This window comes from Mycetocola reblochoni REB411, from assembly GCF_900163835.1.
Lineage (GTDB): Bacteria > Actinomycetota > Actinomycetes > Actinomycetales > Microbacteriaceae > Mycetocola_B > Mycetocola_B reblochoni.
Genome location: NZ_FUKR01000013.1, coordinates 1 through 20,894 on the forward strand (window position 1 = coordinate 1; position 20,894 = coordinate 20,894).

The window sequence follows — 20,894 nt, forward strand, 5'->3', positions numbered from 1 at the left end:
GCCCCCACCGACTCCCCCGCCGCGGAACGCACCGTGCCCGGACGGATCGTCGCCGCGTGGGCGCTGTGGGACTGGGGCTCGGCCGCGTTCAACGCCGTCGTCACGACCTTCGTGTTCGCCGTCTACCTCACCAGCGGCGGCTTCGGGGCCCCGGCGCACGTCTCCGCCCTCCTCGGCTGGTCGCTCGCAGCGGCCGGGGTGCTCATCGCGCTGCTCGCGCCCGTCACCGGCATGCGGGCCGACCGGGCCTCGCGCCGCACCCTGTGGCTCGGCGTCAACACCGGGATCGTCGTGCTCACCATGGCGCTGCTGTTCGTCGTCAAGCCCGAGCCCGGCTACCTCTGGCTCGGCCTGCTGCTGCTGGCCGCGGGGAACGTGTTCTTCGAGTTCGCCTCCGTCAACTACAACGCCATGCTCGCGCAGGTGTCGACGCCCCGGACGATCGGACGGGTCTCCGGCTTCGGCTGGGGCATGGGCTACCTCGGCGGGATCGTGCTGCTGCTGGTCGTCTACCTCGGCTTCATCGCGCCGGAGGTGGGGCTGTTCGGCGTCACCGCGGAGGACGGGCTCAACGTCCGCGTCGCCATGCTCGTCGCCGCCGCCTGGTTCGGCCTGTCCGCGATCCCCGTCCTGCGCGCGGTGCGCGACAAGCCGCGCGCCGCGCCCGTGCCCCGCATCGGCTTCTTCGCCTCCTACAGGGAACTCGGTCGCCGCATCGCCCTGCTCTGGCGCGAGCACCGCCCCGTTCTGGGCTTCCTGCTCGCCAGCGCCGTGTTCCGCGACGGCCTGGCCGGCGTGTTCACCTTCGGCGGAGTGCTGGCCGCGGGGACCTTCGGGTTCGGCGCCGACACGGTGCTCCTGTTCGCGATCGCTGCGAACGTCGTCGCAGGGATCTCGACCGTCGTCGTCGGGCTGCTCGACGACCGGATCGGCTCACGCACCGTCATCATCGCCGCCCTCATCGGCCTGGTCGTCAGCGGGCTGGCGGTGTTCCTGCTGCACGACGCCGGCGCGACCGCGTTCTGGGTGTTCGGGCTGGCGCTGTGCATGTTCGTCGGCCCGGCGCAGTCCGCCTCACGGAGCTACCTGCAGCACCACATGCCCGCCGGTCGCGAGGGAGAGGTCTACGGCCTCTACGCGACGACGGGACGGGCGGTGTCGTTCCTCGCGCCGACCGCGTTCGCCCTCGCCGTCACCCTCGGCGGCGCCCAGTACTGGGGCGTGATCGGGCTCGTCGTCGTGCTCGTCGCCGGACTGGTGCTCCTGCTCGCCCTGACGCCTCAGGAGCGGACCGCGACCAGGCGGTAGGCCGCCACGTTCGCCGCACGGTGCCGGCTCACCATGCGGGCGATCGCCTCAGGGTCGGCCCCCGCCTCCAGCGCGGCGATGACCTCGTCGTGCTCCGCGAGCACCCGCTCCGAACGCTCGGGCGTCAGCACGACGGCCGCGGCGATGGAACGCGAGGCTGGCCTCGGCGAACCCCGCCTCGTCGCCGTCGGCGACCGCGGTACGCATCAGCGCATTCGCCTCCCGCAGGCCGACGACCACCTCCGGGCCGAGCCGCGGGACGGCCAGGGCGACGGCGACGGCCTCGATCGCCCCGTGGGCCTCGAGCGCCTCGACGACCTCGTCCGGGTCGAGGCTGCGAGCGCGGAACCCGCGCTGGTGCGTGTACTCGACGATGCCGTCGGCCTCGAGCCGCCGCAGAGCCTCCCGGACGGGGACGGCACTGACCCCGGTGGCCTCGGCGAGCCGGGCGATGACGAGCTTGTCCCCCGGCGCGTACTCGCCGCGCAGGTGGCGCGCGACGACGTGCTCGTACACCCGCTCCGTCTTGTCCCCCGTCGCCACCACCCTGTGCGCCTCCCGCTCGGTCGAGTCCCGCGTGCGACCGGATCGACCCGTCGTCACCACTCGAAAAACAAATACATTTTACCTATGATCGTGGGGGCCGAGTCGATGACGACCCGACGTCGTCGCGCGACTCGCCTGCGGGGCCCACCGGCCCCGGATCCCCTGTCGCGAAAAGAAAGAAGGACGCATGTCCGACACGATGACCGCCGCCGTGGTGCGCGCGTTCGGCGAGCCCCTCACCATCGAAGAGGTCGCCATCCCCGAGCCCGGTCCGTTCGACGCCCTCGTCAAGGTCGACTACACCGGTGTCTGCCACACCGACCTGCACGCCATGGACGGGGACTGGCCGATCAAGCCGAGCCCTCCCTTCATCCCCGGCCACGAGGGGCACGGCATCGTCGTCGCCGTGGGCGACCAGGTCACCAACGTCTCCGTCGGCGACCGCATCGGCAACGCCTGGCTCTGGAGCGCGTGCGGCGAGTGCGTGTTCTGTCTGACCGGCCGGGAGACGCTCTGCGAGCAGCAGAAGAACGGCGGGTACAGCGTCGACGGCTCCTTCGCTGAGTACATGCTCGTCGACTCGCGCTACGCCGGCATCATCCCCGAGGGCGTCGACCCCGTCACGATCGCGCCCATCCTCTGCGCGGGCGTGACCGTGTACAAGGGCCTCAAAGTCACCGACACCAAGCCGGGCGACTGGGTCACCATCTCCGGCATCGGCGGCCTCGGCCACCTGGCCGTGCAGTACGCCGTCGCCATGGGCCTCAACGTCGCCGCGGTCGACGTCGGTGAGGACAAGCTCGAGCTGGCGACGAAGCTCGGCGCGAGCATCGCCATCAACGCGCGCGAGCAGAACCCGGCCGAGTACCTGCAGCGCGAGCTGGGCGGCACCCACGGCGTCCTCGTCACCGCCCCGAGCCCCATCGCCTTCGCCCAGGCGATGGACATGGTCCGCCGCGGTGGGACCGTCGCCATCAACGGCCTGCCCGCCGGTGACTTCCCCGTCAACATTTTCAACACGGTGCTCAAGGGCATCACCCTGCGCGGGTCCATCGTCGGCACGCGCGCCGACCTCGCCGAGGCGCTCGACTTCGCCGCGCGGGGGAAGGTCAACACGATCGCCACGGAGCACGCCTTCGGCGACATCAACGAGGTGTTCGACGACATGCGGCACGGCAAGATCAACGGCCGCGCGGTCATGAACGTGGCCGACCTGGCCTCGGCCTGAGCCCCGCGGGTGCCCCGCCGGCGCTCCGGCGGGGCACCCCGGCCGCGGGCATTTGGGAAAGCCCCCGCCGTCACAGAGAATTGACCCATGACCACTAGCGATGAGCTCGTCGTCCTCCTGGACGAGTCCGCCCAGCCGATCGGGACAGCGCTGAAGGCCGAGGTCCACACGGAGAACACGCTGCTGCACCTGGCCTTCTCCTGCCACGTGTTCGATGCCGACGGCCGCCTCCTGGTCACCAGGCGCGCCCTGGGCAAGAAGACCTGGCCCGGCGTGTGGACGAACTCGTTCTGCGGCCACCCCGGCCCCGGCGAGGACATCGCGGACGCGGTGGTCCGCCGTGCCGAGCAGGAGCTCGGCATGACGATCAGCACGCCGGAGCTCGTCCTCCCCACCTTCCGCTACCGCGCCGTCGACGCATCCGGCGTCGTCGAGAACGAGATCTGCCCCGTCTACACAGCCGTGGCCGCGAGCACGCCGAGCCCCCGCGCGGAGGAGGTCGCCGAGCTCGCCTGGGTCGACCCACTCGACCTCGTCGCCGCCGCGGAGCTGACGCCGTTCGCGTTCAGCCCGTGGATCACCCTGCAGCTGCCCGCGCTCGTCGAGGCGGGCGCACTTCCCTCGGCGGGGTGACCCGGGCCGACCGGCTCGGCCAGTCCGACCAGGCGGGACGGGCGGCACGGCCGTAACCAGCCCACACCCGCGCGCAGCCTTGACAGCACCGGCCACGACCGCGGACCATCGGACCAGGGTCGCCCGCTGCACCCGCCACCGAGAGGGGATCCGCCATGACCGACGTCTTCGTCAACCTGCCGACCACCGACCTGAGACGGTCGCAGGACTTCTACACGGCTCTCGGCTTCCGCGTCGAGCCGGGCTTCACCGATGAGAACGCCAGCTGCATCGTCGTGGGCGAGCACGTGTACCTCATGATCCTCACCAGGGAGTTCCTTGCGGGCTTCACCGACAAGCCGATCATCGATCCCCGGACGCATCTGCAGACGATGACGGCGCTGAGCCGCACGTCGAGGGACGAGGTCGACGCCGCCATGGCCGCGGGGCTCGCCGCGGGCGGGAGCGAGCCGCGCCCGCCGCAGGACTTCGGCTTCATGTACGGCCGCGACCTGGAGGACCCGGACGGCAACGTCATCGAGTTCGTCTGGATGGACCCGCGCGCCGCCGAGGGCTCCTCCACCGCGGACGCCGCGGACGCCGCGGACGCTCCGGCCGCCGAGTAGCGCCGATGCCGCTCGACCCGGTCTTCGCCGAGCGCCTACGCACCCACAGGCGCTACCTCGTGCGCACCGCGCTGGACCAGGCCAGGAAACGGCTGCGCTCGGTGCCGCCGTGGCGACGCGGCGGCGGCGGCGAGCACGGAGAAAGCGGCTCCGCGCGCCCGCCCGCGGAGTCGTCGCCCGTCCCCGGCCCGACACCGGCAGCAGCAGCGCCGGCACCGGCACCGGGATCGCGGCCGATCGCCCCGAGCAGCCGATGCGCCCGCAGGGCGCACCGGCGCCTGGCCGCGGCATCGCGCGCCGCGTCAGACCGGGCCGCGAAGCGCCGGGCGGCCCTCGCCTGGGACCGCAGGGAGCTGGACACCGTCGGTATTCCCGGCCCGAGCGTGGGCACGAGCGAGCATCACGTCCCCGTCCCCGGCCGACAACCGGTGCGCGTCCGCGTCTACGACCCCCGACCCGACGGGGACACCGCCGTCCTGCCCGTCCTCATCAGCTTCTTCGGCGGGTCCTTCCGTGTGGGGGGGGCATCGACTACCCGACCAACGACGCGGCGGCCAGACGGCGTGCAGTGGAGGCAGCGGTACTCGTCGTCGCCGTCGAGTACGCGCTCGCTCCCGAGCACCGCTTCCCCGTCGCCGTCGAGCAGGGAGACGCCGTGCTCCGCTGGGTCGCGGCCGAGGCCGCCACACTGCACGCAGACCCGATGCGCATCGCCCTCGGCGGGACGTCGGCCGGGGGAGGCATCGCGGCCGCGGTCGCGCTGCGGAGCAGGGGTGCGGTCGGCCCCGCGGTCGCCCTCCAGCTGCTGGAGGTCCCGGCCCTGGACCTGACCGCACGACACATCGACCTCTGGCCCGCCGTGGTGATGGGCGTCCCGCTCCCGCTCGTGCTCGGCGAGATGCTCGCGGTGGCGACCGGCTACCTCGGGTCCCCGCTGCGGGGTGCACGGAACCCGCTCGCCTCGCCGCTGCGCGCCCCCGACCTCGCGGGCATGCCGCCGGCGGTGGTGCTCACGGCCGAGTACGACCCCCTCCGGCGCCAGGGCGCGCTGTACGCGGCGCGGCTGCGTGCCGCCGGCATCGACGCGAGCTGCGTGCGCTACGCCGGCGCCACCCACGACGTCCCGATCTTCGGCCGACTCGTGCCTGCGTCCAGGCGCTGGCACGACGACGTCGTCTCCGCGCTCCGCCACCTGCACGACTGAGCGCCCGGCCCCGGAGGACCGGGCGCTCGGCCCCGTCGCGCCACGTCGGGCGCGACCGCGCGGACTCAGCCCGCGGCGACGGTGCTCGTGCTGCCGACGAGCACCTCGTCGAGCCGCGAGGCGGCCTCCTCGTCGGTGATGCTCTGCGCGAGGGCGAGCTCGGACACCAGCACCTGCTTGGCCTTGTCGAGCATGCGCTTCTCGCCCGCGGACACGGACTTCTCCTGGTCGCGGCGCCACAGGTCGCGGACGACCTCGCTGATCCGGTAGACGCTGCCGGAGGCCATCTTCTCCTGGTTGGCCTTGAAGCGGCGGGACCAGTTGCCCGGCTCCTCCACGAACTCCTCGTTGAGGACCTCGTAGACGGCCTTCACGCCGTCGGCATCGATGACGTCGCGGACCCCGACGAGCTCGACGTTGTCGACCGGGAGCTGAATGGTCAGGTCGTTGGCGTGCACGTGCAGCTTCATGTAGCGCTTCTCCACACCCTTGATCTGGCGAACGTCGATCGCCGTGATGGTGACCGCACCGTGGTGGGGGTAGACCAGGGTTTCGCCGACTTCGAACTTCATTTCTCGTGGGTCCTTACTGTTGGGATGGGAAAAGCACGTGGTGAGCGGTGACGGGCCGCGGTCAGTCGAGCCAGGACGGCAGGAGCGCGAGAACCTCGTCGACCACGTCCTGCGGGACGTCCGCCGCCAGACGGCGCCTGACCGCGGCGAGCGCGCCCCCGGCCAGAAACGCCCCGAGCAGCCCGGGGTCGACGCCGGACGGCCGGTCGGGCGCCGCGGAGAGCACCCGGGCGAACTGCCCGGCGTACCCCTCGATCATGCGGTCGACGGCGCGCCCGCGCAGCGGCAGCCCGAGCACACTGACGTACAGGGGAACGGTCGCGACCATGTGGGCGATCAGCGACCGGCAGGCCTCACGCGGGGAGTCATGCGACGTCGCGGCCCCGGCCAGGCCGATGTCGCGGAAGGCTCGGCTCAGGTAGCCGGAGGCCAGGTCGTCCATGCCGGAGAAGTGCGCGTAGAAGGTGCTGCGGCTGATGCCGGACTCGCGGACGACCTCGGCCACGCTGATGTCGTCGGCGCGGGAGCGGGCCAGGCGCTCGACCGCCTCGAACACGGCCGTCTGGGTCCGCTCGGAGCGGGGATCGGATCGCCGCTTGCTCGCGGAAGAGTCGTTGTAATCAACGATTCCGAAAGCAGTGTGATCCGACATACATAGGCTATCCTACCAGTTTTCGGACAGGTGTCCGAGGGCAATCTGGCGACACCCGCGCGCCACGACGTCGATCCCCCCGCCAGATGCTAACGGGGCGCCACGATCAGTCCTCGCTGCCCGCGGTGTTCTCCGAGCCGCGGTCGGTGACCTTCGGCTTGCCCGACGACCACAGCACGACGTTCCCATCGCCGTTGATGGTGACGGCGTCCGCCCGCGTGACGAACACGACCGAGCCGCTCGCCTTCATCGTGACTCCCCCGACGCGGTCGGCGACGACGGTGATGCCGTCCGAGGTGACCTCGATGTCGGGGCAGGTCCCTGTCACGCGGACGACGGAACCGTTCGACCCGGTGACGCCCGTGCGCTCACCGCTGCACCGGACCTCGGAGTCGGCCTGGGCGATGAGCTCGTCGCGGGTCAGCACCGCACCGACCGCGCCGCTCGGGGCCTCCGACTCCTGCTCCGGCTCGATCGTCGGCTGGACGAGCTGCTCCGTCGTCGGCGTCGCGGAGACGGGGGGCGTCTCCGGGTTGTCGAGGAACTGGCCACCCGCACAGCCCGCGAGCGCGATCGCTCCGCCGAGCGCGAGCACGACCGCCGCCGCCCTGAGGGGACCGCGGGCGCTCATGCGAGCCGCCGCCCCTCGTTGTGCGCCTGCAGCCACCAGCTGGCGCCCTCGTCGTCGGAGACCCAGCTGTCCCAGAGGTAGCGCTCGCCGGTGATGCCGCTGAAGTTCCAGCGGATGAGCTTGTCGTCGCTACGGGTGCCGTCCTGGCGGATGCCGTCCCTGTGCGCCGAGGCGATCAGCTGGGCGTACTCGCCCCGCTCGGGCTCGAGGTAGCTGACCCGCCACGCCCCGAGGAGCGGGTCGTAGACCCTGACCGTCGTCGACACCGTGCGCACGCCGCCGGGGACGGCGTCATCGTCGACGACGGCGACGTCCTGCACGCCCCGGCCGTCGAGGATGTACCCGACCGTCCAGGTGAAGACGACGTCCTCCCAGTCGGCGCCCTCACGCTCGCGCCGGGTCGAGGTGACCGCCCAGCGTCCGACGAGCCGGCCGAAGGTGGCGATGCGGTGCGGGTAGCGGCTGCTCGGCCCGTCCGCCGACAGCACGCCGAGGAGCGGATCCGGTGCGGGAGCGTTCATGGCTGGCCTTTCGCTTCTCAGTTGCCGCGGTGCCCGGCGTCGGTCGACCCGACGTCGGTTCGGTGGAAGTTGGCGAACGACCGCGAGGCGGTCGGACCGCGCTGCCCCTGGTAACGGGAGCCGTACTGCGCACTGCCGTAGGGGTTCTCGGCGGCGGAGCTCAGCTGGAAGAAGCAGAGCTGGCCGATCTTCATGCCCGGCCACAGGGTGATGGGCAGCGTGGCCACGTTGCTCAGCTCGAGGGTCACGTGCCCGCTGAAGCCCGGGTCGATGAAGCCGGCCGTCGAGTGGGTGAGCAAGCCGAGACGCCCGAGCGAGCTCTTACCCTCGAGCCGCGCGGCCACGTCGTCGGACAGGCCCACCTGCTCGAAGGTCGCGCCGAGGACGAACTCGCCGGGGTGAAGGATGAAGGGCTCGTCCGGCTTGACCTCGATCAGGCGCGTGAGCTCCGGCTGGTCCTGAGCGGGATCGATGAAGGGGTACTTGTGGTTGTCGAACAGCCGGAAATAGCGGTCGAGGCGCACGTCGATCGACGACGGCTGGACCATCGCCTCGTCGAGCGGGTCGAGCGCGATCCGGCCCGAGGCCAGTCCGGCCTTGATGTCACGATCAGAGAGCAGCACGGTCTCATCTTAACGGGGAGGCGCGTGTCCGGAGCGAGGGCGGATCGCGTCGGAGCGAGGGCGAGGCGGCCTGACGACCTGCTATCGTTGAGCCCGAGGCCGGCCCGGCAGCGCTCCGGGTGTCTTGCGCGGATGTAGTTCAATGGTAGAACTTCAGCTTCCCAAGCTGATAGCGCGGGTTCGATTCCCGTCATCCGCTCCATTTCTTGCCGCTGTTCCCGCTGCAACGCGCGATGCTCTGGCACCTCAGTCGATCTGGTAGACGGCGCGGCGGGCCAGGCACCGCTCACTCCTCCGCAAGGTAGTCGAGGGCGCCGCGGGTGACGACGGCGGACCCGGCGGTGAGCTCGGCGACGAGTGCGCCCAGCTCGGGTTCCTCGCTCTGCGGAACGCCGAGACGGAGGCCGACGTCCGCCGCGTAGTCGGCATCGAGGACAGCCCAGCCCCGGCGGCGCGCCTGCGCCTCCAGTGATGCCGCCGCGGCGTAGTCCAGCCGAACCTCCAGCAGCCGCCGCAGGACGAGTGTGCGCGGCCGAGCGACGGCGATCGCCTCGGCCACGGCGCCCCGGTAGGCGCGGGTCAGACCGCCGGCACCGAGCAGCACTCCCCCGAAGTAGCGGGTCACGACGGCGACGACGTCGCTGAGCCCCGCCGAGGTGAGCGCGTCGAGCATGGGAGCCCCCGCGGTCCCCGAGGGCTCGCCGTCGTCGTTGCTGCGCTGCGTCCGTGCAGACGGACCGAGGACGAAGGCGCTGCAGTGGTGCCGCGCCCTCGGGTGCTCTGCACGGACGGCGGCGATGAGGGACCGTGCCGCGTCCTCCGTCGCGACGGGCACGAGGTCACAGCGGAACAGGGACCGCTTGACCTCCAGCTCCGCGACGACGGGGCCCTGGACGGTGCGGTAGCTCGCCGGTCCGGCCCCCTCCGTCGGCTCCGGCCCCTGGCGGGACTCGTCCGCCGCAGGGGAACCCGACCCCGCGCTCAGAGCTGGCCCTGCACCTCGGTGCCGGCGGGGATCGGGTCCATGATGACGACGACCGGGTCGGCGGCGGCGGCGCCGGCGATCGCGGCGTTGAGCGCCGCAACGGGAGCGCCGACCGAGTGAGCGTCGAGCAGTGCCCGGCTCGACCACTTCTCGATCATGAGGATGGTGCCGTCGGGGGCGTCGTGGATCGCATACAGCTCGCACCCCTCCTCCTCGTGCACGGCGGGGATCGAGGCGACCAGCGCGGCCCTCAGCTCATCGAGCTTGCCCGGCTGCGCGGTGAAGTGGGCGGTGACGACAACGGGGGCGGTCATGCGGGTCCAATCTGTGCGGAGGCGGTCGGCGGTGGACGCAGCCGTTGTGGCTGGCCGCCGAGTCGAGGATAGCGGCAGCGCCGGGACGCGCTCCGGGGCTCAGCCCCGCGAGCCACCACCGGGGGTGCCTCCGTTGCCGGCGCCGCGAGCGTCGTCGCCCGGGCCGTCGGAGTCATCGCCCGTACCGCCCCTGATGGCGGCGAGCACGCAGACGAGGATCCCGAAGAGGGCGATCACCGCGGCCGCTACGAGAAGCGACTCCTGCGGGATCCAGGCGTTCTCCGTCGTGCCGAACAGCGCGCCGAGCGCGACGACGGCTCCGAGCCCGATGATCACCAGGCCAACGATGCCGGCGATGCTCTTTCCCGGTCTGCGACTCATCAGCACTCCCATCCCTGCTCCCAGCGTGGCCGAGCGGAGTGACCGGGTCAAGTGGACGCGCACCGATACGGGTTTCGACGAGGCGGCTCGGCCCGCTCCGGCCGCAGCTCCGACTCCGGATTTGGCTTCGGCAGCAACACGGTGCGGACGAGCCGACCGCACCGAGCCGCGCACGCCGCGGCACCGGCCCGACGGTAGGCCGGGACGGCGGCGGCGTCAGCCCTCGAGGCCGTTCTTCCGTGCGACAGCCCCGAGCCATGCCAGGCTCGGCTTGGGGGTGCGCTCGAAGGTCTCCCTGTCCACGCCGATCAGGCCGAAGGTGGGCCGGTAGCCGCTGGCCCACTCGTAGTTGTCCAGTGCGCTCCAGTGCTGGTAGGCCCTGACGTCGATCCCGTCCTCGATGGCGCGGTGCAGACCGCGAAGCGCTCCCTCGGTGTAGGCGATCCGCCGGCTGTCGTCGGAGGTCGCGATGCCGTTCTCCGTGACGAGCACCGGCACGCCGCCGCTGAGCTCCCAGGCGCTGCGGACGCCCATCTCGAGGGCCTCGGGGAAGAACTCCCAGCCCGTGAGCGTCGTCTCGACCTCCTCGGAGACCGGGGTGGGCCCCTCCGGACCAATGAAGGTGCGGGTGTACGCCTGCACGCCGACGAAGTCGTCGCCGGCCGAGTTCTCCAGGTACCAGAAGTCGCGCGGGTGGCCGTACTCGTACAGCTTCTCGTCCGCTCCCGGCTCGCCGGTGGAGTGGAACGCCTGCGTGGCGATCGTCCAGCCCGCCTTCACCCCGGGAACGGTGTGCAGGATCTCGGCCGAGCGGCGGTGCGACTCGAGCAGCGTGTCGGCGACGCCGAGGTCGGGGTTCGGCAGCCCGTAGGCGACGAGGTTGGCGGCGTCCTCCCCTCCGGCGAGCATCGCGGCGATGTTCGGCTCGTTGATGGTGCAGACGTACTCGACGCCCTCGAGGATCGGGAGAACCGTCTCGGAGTATCGGGCGAAGAGATCGGCGGCGTCGGCGGCGCGCCAGAAGCCGTCGTTCTGGAACCAGCGCGGAACGGTGAAGTGCATGAGTGTGACCGTCGGGTCCAGCCCGTTCTCGCGCGCGGTGTCGATCATGCGGCGGTAGTGGTCGAGCTCCGCGCGGGAGACGAACCCCCGCTCGGGCTCGATCCGCGCCCACTCGATGGAGAAGCGGTACGAGTTCAGCCCGGCCTCGGCCAGGAGCCGCATGTCCTCCGGGTAACGGTGGTAGTGGTCCATGGCGTCGCCGGACGGCTCGACCATGGTCGTGTCGGCGGCGTGCTCCATCACCCACCAGTTGCTGTTGACGTTGTTGCCCTCCACCTGGTGCGCGGCGGTGGCTGCGCCCCAGAGGAATCCGTCAGGGAACGTGAGCACGGTGAGTCTCCTTCATGAGTGGGTCGGTGGGTGGATGAGTGGGGGATGAGCGGAGGGATGTGTTGATGGCTGGGTCGGCGGGGAGCCGGTGGGCCGACGAGCGGCGCTGCCGCGTGCGCGGGTGTGCGGGCCAGCGCGGGCGGGTCTCACGACGGAAGCGCAGCGACTCAGCCGGGCGCTCCGGCGTTGTCGGAGGCTCCGGCGTCGTCGGGCGCTCCGGTCGCCTCCGGCGCGGGCGCGGGCGCGGACCCGGCGGCGAGCGCGCCGGGCTCGGCGCGCTCGAAGGATGCGTCGGTGACCTCTCCCCAGAACGTGCTCAGCGCGACGGCGGTCGCCACCGGAGACTCGCCGTCGAGGTGCGGGCAGTGCGCACCGCCGGGGATGGCGACCTCACGGGCGCCGAGGCCGAGCGCCGCCTCGTGCTGCATGGTCAGCGGCCACTTGTCGTCGTGCTCGCCGTACGCCACGAGCGCCGGCAGGCCGGTCGCGCGCAGGAGCTCGGTGGTGTCGGGGTCGGTACGCAGGATCTCGGCCCCGCCGAGGAGGTTGTCGGGGCTGGTCCGCTCGGCCCGGAGCCGGAGGAAGGCCAGCCCTGGGTCGAGTTCGGAGTCGGGGACCCCGAGCGTGTCCGGGTTGTCGCGGTACCAGAGCCCGATGCTGCCTCCGGCGCGCACCGTGTCGGTCGTCTCCTGGTGCCGCCCGGGCCAGCCGTGGGGTCCGGAGCACAGCAGGGTCACACTGAGGAACCGCGAGGGGTCGGCGATCGCCGCGGCACGCGCGACACAACCGCCGAAGCTGTGCCCGACGAGATGAACGGCCCCGCCCGCGCCCACCGCGTCGGCGACGAGCAGTGTGTCGCCGGCGAAATCGGGGAGCCGGTAGTTCTCGATCCCGACCGGCCCGGCCGAATCGCCCTGCCCGCGCTGACTGTAGGCCACCGCATCCCAGCCGGCCGCGGCCAGGCGCGGCAGGAAGGTCGTGAAGTCCTCCTTCGTGCCGGTGAAGCCGGGCACGAGCAGCACCGTTCCACGTGGAACATCGTGCCCGTGCGCGGCGGCCGCTGCCCGGAGCACCGTCAGTGGCCCGACCGGCAGCTCGACCGAGAGCACCTCGACGCCCGCGGGCAGAGGCAGCTCTCCGAACGCAGCGGCAGGGCGCAGCGACGGCCGCGCCTCCGTCGGGGCACTCATCGCGCCCCCTTCGCCCTGGCCGGGTTCGGGACCGCGTCGAGCAGGCTGACCGTGTACTCGTCGCTCGGGTGCCGCAGCACCTGCGCGGTCTCCCCCCGCTCGACGACCCTGCCCCGGTTGAGAACGAGGATGTTCTCGGTCACCAGGCGTGCGCTGAGCAGGTCGTGGGTGATGTAGAGCATGCTCACGCCCCACTGCTCGCGCAGGTCCTCGAGCAGGGCGAGCACACCGGCACGCAGCGACACGTCCAGCATCGACACCGGCTCGTCGGCGATCAGCACCTGCGGGTCGCTCGCGAGCGCCCTGGCGATGACCACGCGCTGGCGCTGCCCGCCGGAGAGCTGGTGCGGCAGCTTGGCGGCGAACTGCTCCACCGGGGTGAGCCCGACGGTGTCGAGCAGTTCGAGCACGCGCCGCCGGGCATCGGCACCACGCAGCCCGGTGTAGTTCACCACGGGACGGGTGAGCGTGTACTCGACCGTGTGCAGCGGGTTGAGGGCCGAGTACGGGTCCTGGAACACCATCTGGACGTCCTTGTGCAGCTCGCGCAGGGCGCGGCGGCGCAGGCCCGTCACGTCGAGGTCGCCGAAGCGGATCGAACCCGCGGTCGGCTTCTCGACGCCCGTGATGAGCTTCGCGAGCGTCGACTTTCCCGAGCCGGACGCGCCGACGAGGGCGAGCGCTTCCCCCGGCTCCAGGCGGAACGACACGTCAGAGACGGCCGTCACCTTCTCCTCCCCCCGCCGCGGGGCCGGGTAGACCTTGCTGACGCCCTCCACGACGATCGCGGAGTCAGCGCTGCGGGCCTGCCGCGCAGAGACGGTCGGTCGCGTCGTCGTGACATCGATGCGCGCCTTGCCCTCGCGCTTGCGCGTGCCCATGTCGACGAAGCCGGGGATGGAGATCGTCTCGGCGCGCGGGTCGGCGTAGTGGCTGAGCAGCATGCGTGTGTACGGATCCTGCGGACGCTCGAGGATGTCGACGCTCCTGGCGTCCTCGACGATGCGGCCCTCGTGCATCACCATGACGCGCTCCGTCGCCTCGAGCACGATCCCGAGGTCGTGGCTGATGAGGATCGCGGTGAAGTTCTCGCTCTTCTGCAGCGCCTGGATGGTGTCCATGACGGCGTGCTGGACGAGCACGTCGAGCGCCGTCGTCGGCTCGTCGAACACCATGAGCTGCGGCTCCAGCGAGAGGGCGATCGCGATAGACACGCGCTGGCGCATGCCGCCGGACAGCTCACCGGGGTAGCGGTCGAGCACCTCGGGCCCGAGGCCGACCTTCTGCACGAGCTCGGCCGCCCGCCCCGCACGCTCGTGCGCACCGACGTGACCGTGCGCGCGGAACACGTCCATGAAGTGGTTGCGGATGGTGCGCACCGGGTTGAGCGCGTTCATCCCCGACTGGAGCACCATGGCGAAGCCGCCCTGGCGCTGACGCCTCAGCTCCTCGGCATCGAGTTCGCGGATGTCGCGCCCGCCGAAGAGGATCCGGCCGTTGCTGATCTGGGCCGGCGCCTTCTGCAGCCGCGTGAGGGCGAAGCCGAGCGTCGACTTGCCCGAGCCGGACTCGCCGACGAGCCCGACGAACTCGCCGCGCCCCAGCGTGAACGACACCCGGTCGACCGCCTGGACGGGTTCCATGCCCGGCGAGGCATAGACGACGGACAGCTCGCGGACGTCGAGGAGGACGTCGTTCTCTGCGGCGCTCACGGTGCCGCTCGCGGGGGTCGTCATGCTCATCGTCCCTTTCCTTCCCTGAGGCGCGGATTGGAGATCCCGTCCACGCCGAAGTTGATCAGCGTGAGGCTGAGGGCGAGCAGCGCGATGCACAGTCCCGGCGCGAACAGCAGCAGCCACTGGCCGGTCAGGAGCGAGTTGGAGTTCTGCGCCCAGTAGAGCATCGTGCCCCAGCTGACGATGCTCGAGTCACCGAGCCCGAGGAACTCCAGGCCCGCCTCGGCGAGGATCGCCGCCGTGGCCGCGCCGAACAGGCTTCCGGTGATGAGCGAGGTCATGTTCGGCAGGATCTCGCGGAACACGATGCGCGCCGAGCCGTCGCCGGAGAACTGCGCGGAGGTGACGAAGTCCCTGCCGCGCAGCGACTGGGTCTGCGAGCGCAGCACCCTGGCGCCCCACGCCCAGCCGGTGACGACGATCACGGCGATGATCATCAGGATGCCGCCGTTCTGCAGGTAGGCGGCGATGACGATCATGAGCGGCAGGCCGGGGATGACCAGGAACAGGTTGACGACGAAGCCGACGACCTCGCTGGCGACGCCGCGCAGGTAGCCCCAGCTCAGGCCGATGAGCACGGCGACGATGGTCGACAGGATGCCCGCGGCGAAGCCGACGACGAGGCTGATCCTGGCGCCGTGCATGAGCTGGCTGAGCACGTCCTCGCCGGCGGCCGTCGTGCCGAGCCAGTGCGCCCAGGAGGCCGCGCCGTTGCGCTCGAAGCCGTTGTCCTTCGGCCCGTACGGCGCGAGGACGGGCGCGAACACCGCGACGACGACGAAGAAGCCGAGGATGCAGATGCCGATGCGGGCCTTCGTGTTGCCCCACACGGTGGCGACCATGCGGCCGACGGCGCGCCACCTGCTCGGGGCGGCGATACCGTCGCCGGTGTGGTCTGACGGAATTCTGACGTTCTGCGTTGAAGTCATCGGCGGGTCCTTGGGTCGAGTACGCCGTACAAGATGTCGACGAGGAAGTTGGCGATGAGCACGCTGACGGTGATCATCAGGAAGAGCGCCTGCATCAGCGGGTAGTCCTGGCCGATGACGGCGTTGAAGAGCAGGTAGCCGATGCCCGGGTAGCCGAACACCTGCTCGACCAGGATCGAGCCGCCGACCACGCCGCCGAGCGCCAGGCCGAAGCCGGTGAGGTTCGGCAGGATCGCGTTGCGGGCGGCGTAGCGGATCGCGACGGTGCGCCCGCGCAGGCCGTTGGCCTCGGCGAAGGTCACGTAGTCGTCGCCGAGGGTGTTGATCATGGCGTTGCGCATGCCGATGATCCAGCCCCCGAGCGAGGTGATGAGGATGGTCAGTGCCGGCAGGATCGCGTGCAGCAGCACGTCGCCGATGAACTCGGCCGTGAAGCCGGGTGTGCTGGTGGCGGCGTAGGCCCCCGTCGTCGGGAACCAGTGCAGCACGTAGCCGAGGAAGAACAGCAGCAGCAGTGCCGTCCAGAAGTACGGGAAGGTGCTGAGGAACGACCCGGTCAGCGTCGGGAGCGAGTCCAGCCAGGTGCCCCGCTTCCACGCGGCCGCGACGCCGATGAGGGTGCCGAGCACGAACGCCAGGACCGTCACGATGCCGACGAGCCCGATCGTGTACGGCAGCGCCGTCGACACCATGCTGGACACGGTCTGCGGGTAGAAGGTGTAGGAGACGCCGAAGTCGAGCGTCACGACCTGGTGCAGGTAGGACAGGTACTGGTCCCACAGCGACCCGGTGGGCACGCCGAGCTGCGCCTCGATGGCGGCGCGGGTGGCCTCGGTGACGGGGCCGTTCTGGGACAGCTTGGCGATCGCGGCGTCGGCGGGGGACCCGGGCATGAGCCGCGGAAGGAAGAAGTTCAGCGTGACGGCGGCCCACAGCGTGAGCACGAACAGTCCGAGCTTCTGGGCGATGTACTTCACTTCTGGCCCCCCGTCGCGCGCTTGAGCTTGGTGAACGTCAGCAGCGGGGCCGAGTCGTAGTTCTGCGGGATCATGTAGGGGTCGTCCTCTGTGGGCCATCCGGTGAACTTGGCGTCGTTGTACAGGCCCCAGCTTCCGCCGTAGTACATGCCGATGACGGGGAGCTCGTCGTAGACGATGTTCTGCAGCTCGTCGACGATCTCGCCCTGGCGGCCCTCGTCAACGGTGGAGCGGTACTCGGCGAGGAGCCGGTCGGCGTCGTCGGATCGGTAGCGGGCGAAGTTGTTCGCCGTGGACTCACCCACCGGGACGTAGAAGTCGCTGGAGAGCAGCGAGTTGAACGCCTGGTAGATGTCCCCGTTGCCCATGCCGCCGATGGCGACGTCGAAGTCGCCGTTGCTGATCGCCTGCTGGTATCCGGCGGGCTGCGGCAGTTCGAGGGAGACGGTGATGCCGATGTCGCCGAGCTGGCGCTGCACGGCCTGAGCGGCCCGCGTCCAGTCGGAGTAGCCGTTGGCCGTGGTGAGCGAGAACTCGAACTGCGTGCCGTCCTCGTCGACGAGCGTGCCGTCCTTCTGCGTGTACCCGGCCTTGGCGAACTCGGCGAGGGCCGCGTCGGTGTCCTGCTCGATGATGCCGCCGTTGGGGATGCTCGGGTCGAGCGAGTCCTCCTGGTTGGGCAGGATGAGGCCGGTCTGGCCCGCGGGCTCCATGTAGCCCTCGCTGGCGACCTCGGCGATGCTGTCGCGGTCGAGGGCGAGGGCGATGCCGCGGCGGACGTGCACGTCGTCGAAGGGGGCGACGTCGTTGTTGGGCATCAGTCCGATGACGCCGGCGTTGGGGAACCACCACTTGTTGTTGGGGCTGGCCGCACCCCAGGTGCCCGACACGTCGGAGATGAAGGAGTAGGACCAGTCGTAGCCGCGGGTGACGGTGTCGAGCTGGTTGTTCGTCGACGGCAGCACGATGTGCTCGATCTCGATCTTGTCGGCCTGCCAGTAGTCCGGGTTGCGATCGACGGAGTACTGCTGGTCGTTGTAGTTGCCGAGGACGAAGGGACCGGTGCCGACCGGGTCCTCGTTGCGGTAGGTGGAGGGGTCCTCCACGTCGGACCAGAGGTGCTCAGGCACGATCATCGTCTTGCCGATGATCGCCAGCGCCGGGGTGTCGTCGCTCTGCAGCGCCAGCGTGACGGTGTCGCCGTCCACCTCGACACTGTCCAGGTGCTGCCAGGCGCCGTAGATGTCCAGCTCGGGGCTGTCCTTGATGAGCTGGAAGGTGAAGGCGACGTCCTCCGCGGTGAACGGCTCCCCGTCGCTCCAGGTGACGCCGTCGCGGATGTGCATGGTGATGGTGCGCGGGTCCGGCTGCTCCCAGCTGTCGGCGAGCCACGGGTGCTCGGCGCCGTCGAGCGGGTTGATGAGGATGAGCGGCTCGTAGATCCAGCGGGCGGCGGTGCGCGCGTTGGTGATGTACGGGTTGAAGTTGCGGTCGAAGAGCGGGTTGCCCTTGTCGGCGTTGATGAGCATCGTGTCCTCGCCGATGCTCGGGTCGGGCTGCGAGGTGATCTGGATGCTGCACCCGCTGACGGCGAGTGCTGCGGCCGTGATGCCCGCGAGCGCCAGCGTTCGCCAGCGGCGTGTGGTGTGCGTCTTTGACACAGTGAACCTCATGTCGTCTCTGTCATAAGGCAGTCCGGGGGGCTGCGTGCGACGGTGTCGCTACTCGGCAGTGTAAGCGCATACATTCGAGTCGTGCAACCGTGCCGCCACCCGGCGGCTAGCCTGGACCGCGTGCCAGACACCGCCGCCGCCGAGCCCATGCCCGAGCACGCACCCGTGCCCGTGCCCGTCGAACCGATCGACCGTGTCTCCTGGCCGCTACTGACCGATCGCCTGCGCCTGCGCCGCGCCACCCCTGACGACGTCGAGGCGATCTGGCGACACCGCCGGCTGCCCGAGGTCAGCCGGTGGATCACCTCGGGCCCCGATGACCTGGACAGCTTCCGAGCCCAGATGGACGAGCCGGGCCGCCTCACCCAGATGCTGCTCATCGAGCGGCTCGATGACCCCACCCGCCTCCCCGTCGGCGACGTCACGCTGCGCATCGGCGACGGCTGGTCCCAGCGCGAGGTCCGCGATCGCGCACGCAACACCGAAGCCGAACTCGGCTGGACACTGCACCCCGACGTCGGAGGACACGGCTACGCCACCGAGGCGGTGCGCGCGGTGATCGATCGCTGCTTCACCGAGCTCGGCCTCCGACGCGTCACCGCCGGCTGCTTCGCCGACAACGAACCGTCCTGGCGGCTGATGGAGCGTCTCGGTATGCGGCGCGAAGAGCACAGCAAGGCGACGGCCCTCCACCGCACGGGCGTCTGGCTCGACGGGATGAACTACGGCGTGCTCGCCTCCGAGTGGCCGGCGGCGGCGACCGGCCGCTCCCAGACGTAGGGCGTCGTCGTCGAGACGGCCAGGAAGCCGTACCGTTCCAGGATCGGGCGTGAGTACGCCGTCGAGTCGCTGTGGATCAGGGTTTTGCCCGCCGCCAGCGCGGAGCGCGCCCTCGCCGCGGTGAGGGCGCGGTAGATGCCCCGTCCTCGCCAGTCCGCTCGCGTGGCCCCTCCCCAGATACCCGCGAACCGCGAGCCGGGGACGGGCTCGAGCCGGCCGGCGCAGATGGGCTCCCCGCCGGCCTCGGCGACCCAGAGCTCGGTGCCGTCCCCTCGCGACAGCCGGTCCAGCACGGCGTCGGCCCGCCGCGGCGAGACCGGATCGCCGAAGGCCCGATCGACCATCGCGCTCGTTGCCCTGACGTCGGGCTCCGCGTCGATCCGCCGCAGCAGCACGATGCCCGCGGGGAGCGGGACGTCGACGGCGAGCGACTCGGCCTGGCCGAGCATGATCGACTCGGTCTCTTCTGCGCGAAAACCGTTGTCGCGCAACGCGCTCTCCAGACCGGGGATCCGGTCGTGGCCACGGGTCTTCCACTCCAGCTGCGACACGGTCGGGTCGGACGCGACATGAGCGAGCGCGAGCCGCACCAGTTCCCGGACCGACTCGCCCGCCCCGAGACGGAACGGCGCGTAGCCGATGAACCCGCTGCCGCCGGGGAACGTCGCCAGGTGAAGCGGGCCGAGCCGTTCGGTGCGCAGCGCGTGCGCGGTCTCGGCCTCCCCCCTGAGCTCGGCGTCGTACGCCGCGAGGAGCTCCGCGGCACGATCGGATCCGGCGGCATCAGACATCGGACATCGGACCAGCATGGACCGCGATCGCCGCGCGAGCAAGACGGGGTCGCGCCCGCCGACGCGTGCCCGGCTCAGCCCCGCCGGACGGAGCTGTCCCTGAGCACGACCTCGACCGGCAGCCGCACCGACATCGGCGGAGCATCCGGCTCGTCCAGCCGGCGCGCCATGACCTCGATCGCGGCGCGGCCCAGCTCGGTCATCGGCTGCCGGACCGTGGTCAGCCGCGGGTGAGATCGCGCTGCTGCGTCGATCCCGTCGAAGCCGGTGACGACCACGTCCTGGGGCACGCGCACGCCGGCCGCGGCGAAGGCGTCCAGCACGCCGAGGGCCATCTGATCGTTCGAGGACATCAGCGCGGGGGGCAGCCCGCTCCGCACCAGCTCGTCGCCGATCCGGCGCCCCGCGGCCCTGCTGAAGTCGCCGCGCAGCACCGGGACGTCGGCTAGGTCCAGCCCGGCCTCCGCGATGGCCCTCTGGAAGCCCTGCCAGCGCTGCGCACCGTCGGGCGAGTCCACCGGTCCGGCCAGGTAGCTCGGCACCCGGCCGCCCGTCTGCTCGAGGACATGACGGGTGAGCGCCGCCATCCCCTGCGCGTTGCTGACGGTCACGTGGTCGTTGCTGTCGCCGCGCCGTGGACCGGCCAGGACGACGATGGGGATCCGGGCCGAGAGCCGCTCCAGCACGTCGTCGGGCACGCTGTTCGCCAGCACGACCAGGCCATCCACCCGTCCGGCCATGTCGCGGGCTACGGAGGTCGCCGGGTCGCCCCGGCCGACGCCGACCATGAGCACGAAGCCACGCCTCCACGCCTCCAGCTCCGCCCCGCGCAGCACCTCGTCCAGGAACAGCGTCGCCGCCCCGGCGTCCTCCGGCGGTGCCGCCTCGTGCACGATGCTGAACTCGTCGCCGGCGGCGCCGTCGTCGTCGTCGGTGAAGACCGTGAACTCGGCCGCCTCGTCGAGGGCGTCGAAGCCGGGGAAGTACAGGCCCAGCACCCCGGTCCGCCGCTCGGCCAGCCCCCTGGCGCTGCCGCTGGGCACGTAGCCGAGCTCCGTCACCGCGCCGAGCACGCGCTCGCGCGTGACGGGACGCACGGCGTCCGGCGTCCGCAGCACGCGCGACACCGTCGCGATGGAGACCCCCGCCCGCTCGGCGACGTCGTACACCGTGGGGACCTTCGACACCACTCGTCTCCTCCGCTCGCGCCGCCCGGACGCGGC

Annotated in this window: 23 protein-coding genes and 1 tRNA gene; 7 read left to right on the top strand and 17 right to left on the bottom strand. The window is 71.2% G+C overall.

The genetic code is table 11. The features are described 5' to 3' along the window. Positions 1-33 precede the first annotated feature (33 nt). On the top strand, positions 34-1,308 hold the full coding sequence (locus FM119_RS02060; protein WP_087136067.1) for an MFS transporter: 1,275 nt from the start codon (positions 34-36) through the stop codon (positions 1,306-1,308). A gap of 48 nt (positions 1,309-1,356) precedes the next feature. Here FM119_RS02060 and FM119_RS14300 read toward each other — a convergent pair whose 3' ends face one another. Further along, the gene (locus FM119_RS14300) at positions 1,357-1,914 is read right to left on the bottom strand and encodes a GntR family transcriptional regulator (RefSeq protein ID WP_087136039.1); all 558 of its coding nucleotides are present in this window, start codon (positions 1,912-1,914) and stop codon (positions 1,357-1,359) included. A gap of 127 nt (positions 1,915-2,041) precedes the next feature. Here FM119_RS14300 and adhP point away from each other — a divergent pair, with 127 nt between their 5' ends. The 4 genes from adhP (at position 2,042) to FM119_RS14120 (ending at position 5,524) form a co-directional block, all read left to right on the top strand. Next, the gene (gene adhP / locus FM119_RS02070; protein ID WP_179205157.1) at positions 2,042-3,082 is read left to right on the top strand and encodes an alcohol dehydrogenase AdhP; all 1,041 of its coding nucleotides are present in this window, start codon (positions 2,042-2,044) and stop codon (positions 3,080-3,082) included. An 87-nt stretch (positions 3,083-3,169) separates the two neighbouring features. Then, a complete protein-coding gene (idi, locus tag FM119_RS02075) occupies positions 3,170-3,715 on the top strand; it encodes an isopentenyl-diphosphate Delta-isomerase (RefSeq protein ID WP_087136040.1) in 546 nt (181 codons plus the stop codon). Between the two features lie 155 nt (positions 3,716-3,870). Further along, on the top strand, positions 3,871-4,320 hold the full coding sequence (locus FM119_RS02080) for a VOC family protein (protein WP_087136041.1): 450 nt from the start codon (positions 3,871-3,873) through the stop codon (positions 4,318-4,320). Between the two features lie 568 nt (positions 4,321-4,888). Then, complete coding sequence (locus tag FM119_RS14120) at positions 4,889-5,524, top strand: alpha/beta hydrolase fold domain-containing protein (protein WP_245827188.1); 636 nt, start codon at positions 4,889-4,891, stop codon at positions 5,522-5,524. A gap of 65 nt (positions 5,525-5,589) precedes the next feature. On the opposite strand, the gene FM119_RS02090 is transcribed toward FM119_RS14120, so the two are convergent. The 5 genes from FM119_RS02090 to dcd form a co-directional block, all read right to left on the bottom strand. Next, a complete protein-coding gene (locus FM119_RS02090; RefSeq protein WP_087136042.1) occupies positions 5,590-6,096 on the bottom strand; it encodes a CarD family transcriptional regulator in 507 nt (168 codons plus the stop codon). Positions 6,097-6,157: 61 nt separating this feature from the next. After that, the gene (locus FM119_RS02095; RefSeq protein WP_087136043.1) at positions 6,158-6,748 is read right to left on the bottom strand and encodes a TetR/AcrR family transcriptional regulator; all 591 of its coding nucleotides are present in this window, start codon (positions 6,746-6,748) and stop codon (positions 6,158-6,160) included. Positions 6,749-6,854: 106 nt separating this feature from the next. After that, the gene (locus FM119_RS02100) at positions 6,855-7,379 is read right to left on the bottom strand and encodes a DUF3060 domain-containing protein (protein ID WP_087136044.1); all 525 of its coding nucleotides are present in this window, start codon (positions 7,377-7,379) and stop codon (positions 6,855-6,857) included. Continuing rightward, positions 7,376-7,900, bottom strand: coding sequence for a hypothetical protein (locus FM119_RS02105; RefSeq protein WP_087136045.1), 525 nt, complete (start codon positions 7,898-7,900; stop codon positions 7,376-7,378). The genes FM119_RS02100 and FM119_RS02105 overlap by 4 nt, the downstream gene beginning before the upstream one ends. Before the next feature lie 17 nt (positions 7,901-7,917). Then, on the bottom strand, positions 7,918-8,523 hold the full coding sequence (gene dcd / locus FM119_RS02110; RefSeq protein WP_087136046.1) for a dCTP deaminase: 606 nt from the start codon (positions 8,521-8,523) through the stop codon (positions 7,918-7,920). A gap of 128 nt (positions 8,524-8,651) precedes the next feature. Here dcd and FM119_RS02115 point away from each other — a divergent pair. Beyond that, a tRNA-Gly gene (locus FM119_RS02115) sits at positions 8,652-8,725 on the top strand. 84 nt (positions 8,726-8,809) lie between these two features. Here the strand turns inward: FM119_RS02115 and FM119_RS02120 are convergent. The 9 genes from FM119_RS02120 to FM119_RS02160 form a co-directional block, all read right to left on the bottom strand. After that, entirely contained in the window at positions 8,810-9,508 is a 699-nt protein-coding gene (locus tag FM119_RS02120; RefSeq protein ID WP_179205159.1) for an IMPACT family protein, read from the bottom strand. Next, positions 9,505-9,822: a putative quinol monooxygenase gene (locus tag FM119_RS02125; RefSeq protein WP_087136047.1), complete on the bottom strand. Its 318-nt coding sequence runs from the start codon at positions 9,820-9,822 to the stop codon at positions 9,505-9,507. The genes FM119_RS02120 and FM119_RS02125 overlap by 4 nt, the downstream gene beginning before the upstream one ends. Before the next feature lie 99 nt (positions 9,823-9,921). Then, the gene (locus FM119_RS02130) at positions 9,922-10,203 is read right to left on the bottom strand and encodes a hypothetical protein (protein WP_143822597.1); all 282 of its coding nucleotides are present in this window, start codon (positions 10,201-10,203) and stop codon (positions 9,922-9,924) included. A 216-nt stretch (positions 10,204-10,419) separates the two neighbouring features. Further along, a complete protein-coding gene (locus FM119_RS02135; protein WP_087136049.1) occupies positions 10,420-11,595 on the bottom strand; it encodes a glycoside hydrolase family 1 protein in 1,176 nt (391 codons plus the stop codon). A gap of 167 nt (positions 11,596-11,762) precedes the next feature. After that, positions 11,763-12,785 carry an alpha/beta fold hydrolase gene (locus FM119_RS02140; protein WP_087136050.1) on the bottom strand — a complete coding sequence of 341 codons (1,023 nt, stop codon included), beginning with the start codon at positions 12,783-12,785 and terminating at the stop codon, positions 11,763-11,765. After that, on the bottom strand, positions 12,782-14,527 hold the full coding sequence (locus FM119_RS02145; RefSeq protein WP_245827196.1) for an ABC transporter ATP-binding protein: 1,746 nt from the start codon (positions 14,525-14,527) through the stop codon (positions 12,782-12,784). Before FM119_RS02145 ends, FM119_RS02140 begins: the two co-directional genes overlap by 4 nt. Next, complete coding sequence (locus FM119_RS02150) at positions 14,524-15,450, bottom strand: ABC transporter permease (protein ID WP_087136051.1); 927 nt, start codon at positions 15,448-15,450, stop codon at positions 14,524-14,526. Before FM119_RS02150 ends, FM119_RS02145 begins: the two co-directional genes overlap by 4 nt. Next, complete coding sequence (locus FM119_RS02155) at positions 15,447-16,427, bottom strand: ABC transporter permease (RefSeq protein WP_087136052.1); 981 nt, start codon at positions 16,425-16,427, stop codon at positions 15,447-15,449. Before FM119_RS02155 ends, FM119_RS02150 begins: the two co-directional genes overlap by 4 nt. Then, entirely contained in the window at positions 16,424-18,088 is a 1,665-nt protein-coding gene (locus FM119_RS02160) for an ABC transporter substrate-binding protein (RefSeq protein WP_245827197.1), read from the bottom strand. The genes FM119_RS02155 and FM119_RS02160 overlap by 4 nt, the downstream gene beginning before the upstream one ends. Positions 18,089-18,220: 132 nt before the next feature. Between FM119_RS02160 and FM119_RS02165 the strand changes: the two genes are divergently transcribed. Beyond that, positions 18,221-18,880 carry a GNAT family N-acetyltransferase gene (locus FM119_RS02165; RefSeq protein WP_245827198.1) on the top strand — a complete coding sequence of 220 codons (660 nt, stop codon included), beginning with the start codon at positions 18,221-18,223 and terminating at the stop codon, positions 18,878-18,880. Here FM119_RS02165 and FM119_RS02170 read toward each other — a convergent pair. Together FM119_RS02170 and FM119_RS02175 are read right to left on the bottom strand one after the other, a co-directional pair. Next, a complete protein-coding gene (locus FM119_RS02170; protein WP_087136054.1) occupies positions 18,823-19,671 on the bottom strand; it encodes a GNAT family N-acetyltransferase in 849 nt (282 codons plus the stop codon). The genes FM119_RS02165 and FM119_RS02170 overlap by 58 nt on opposite strands. Before the next feature lie 74 nt (positions 19,672-19,745). Continuing rightward, positions 19,746-20,858: a LacI family DNA-binding transcriptional regulator gene (locus FM119_RS02175; protein WP_245827200.1), complete on the bottom strand. Its 1,113-nt coding sequence runs from the start codon at positions 20,856-20,858 to the stop codon at positions 19,746-19,748. Positions 20,859-20,894: the final 36 nt, after the last annotated feature.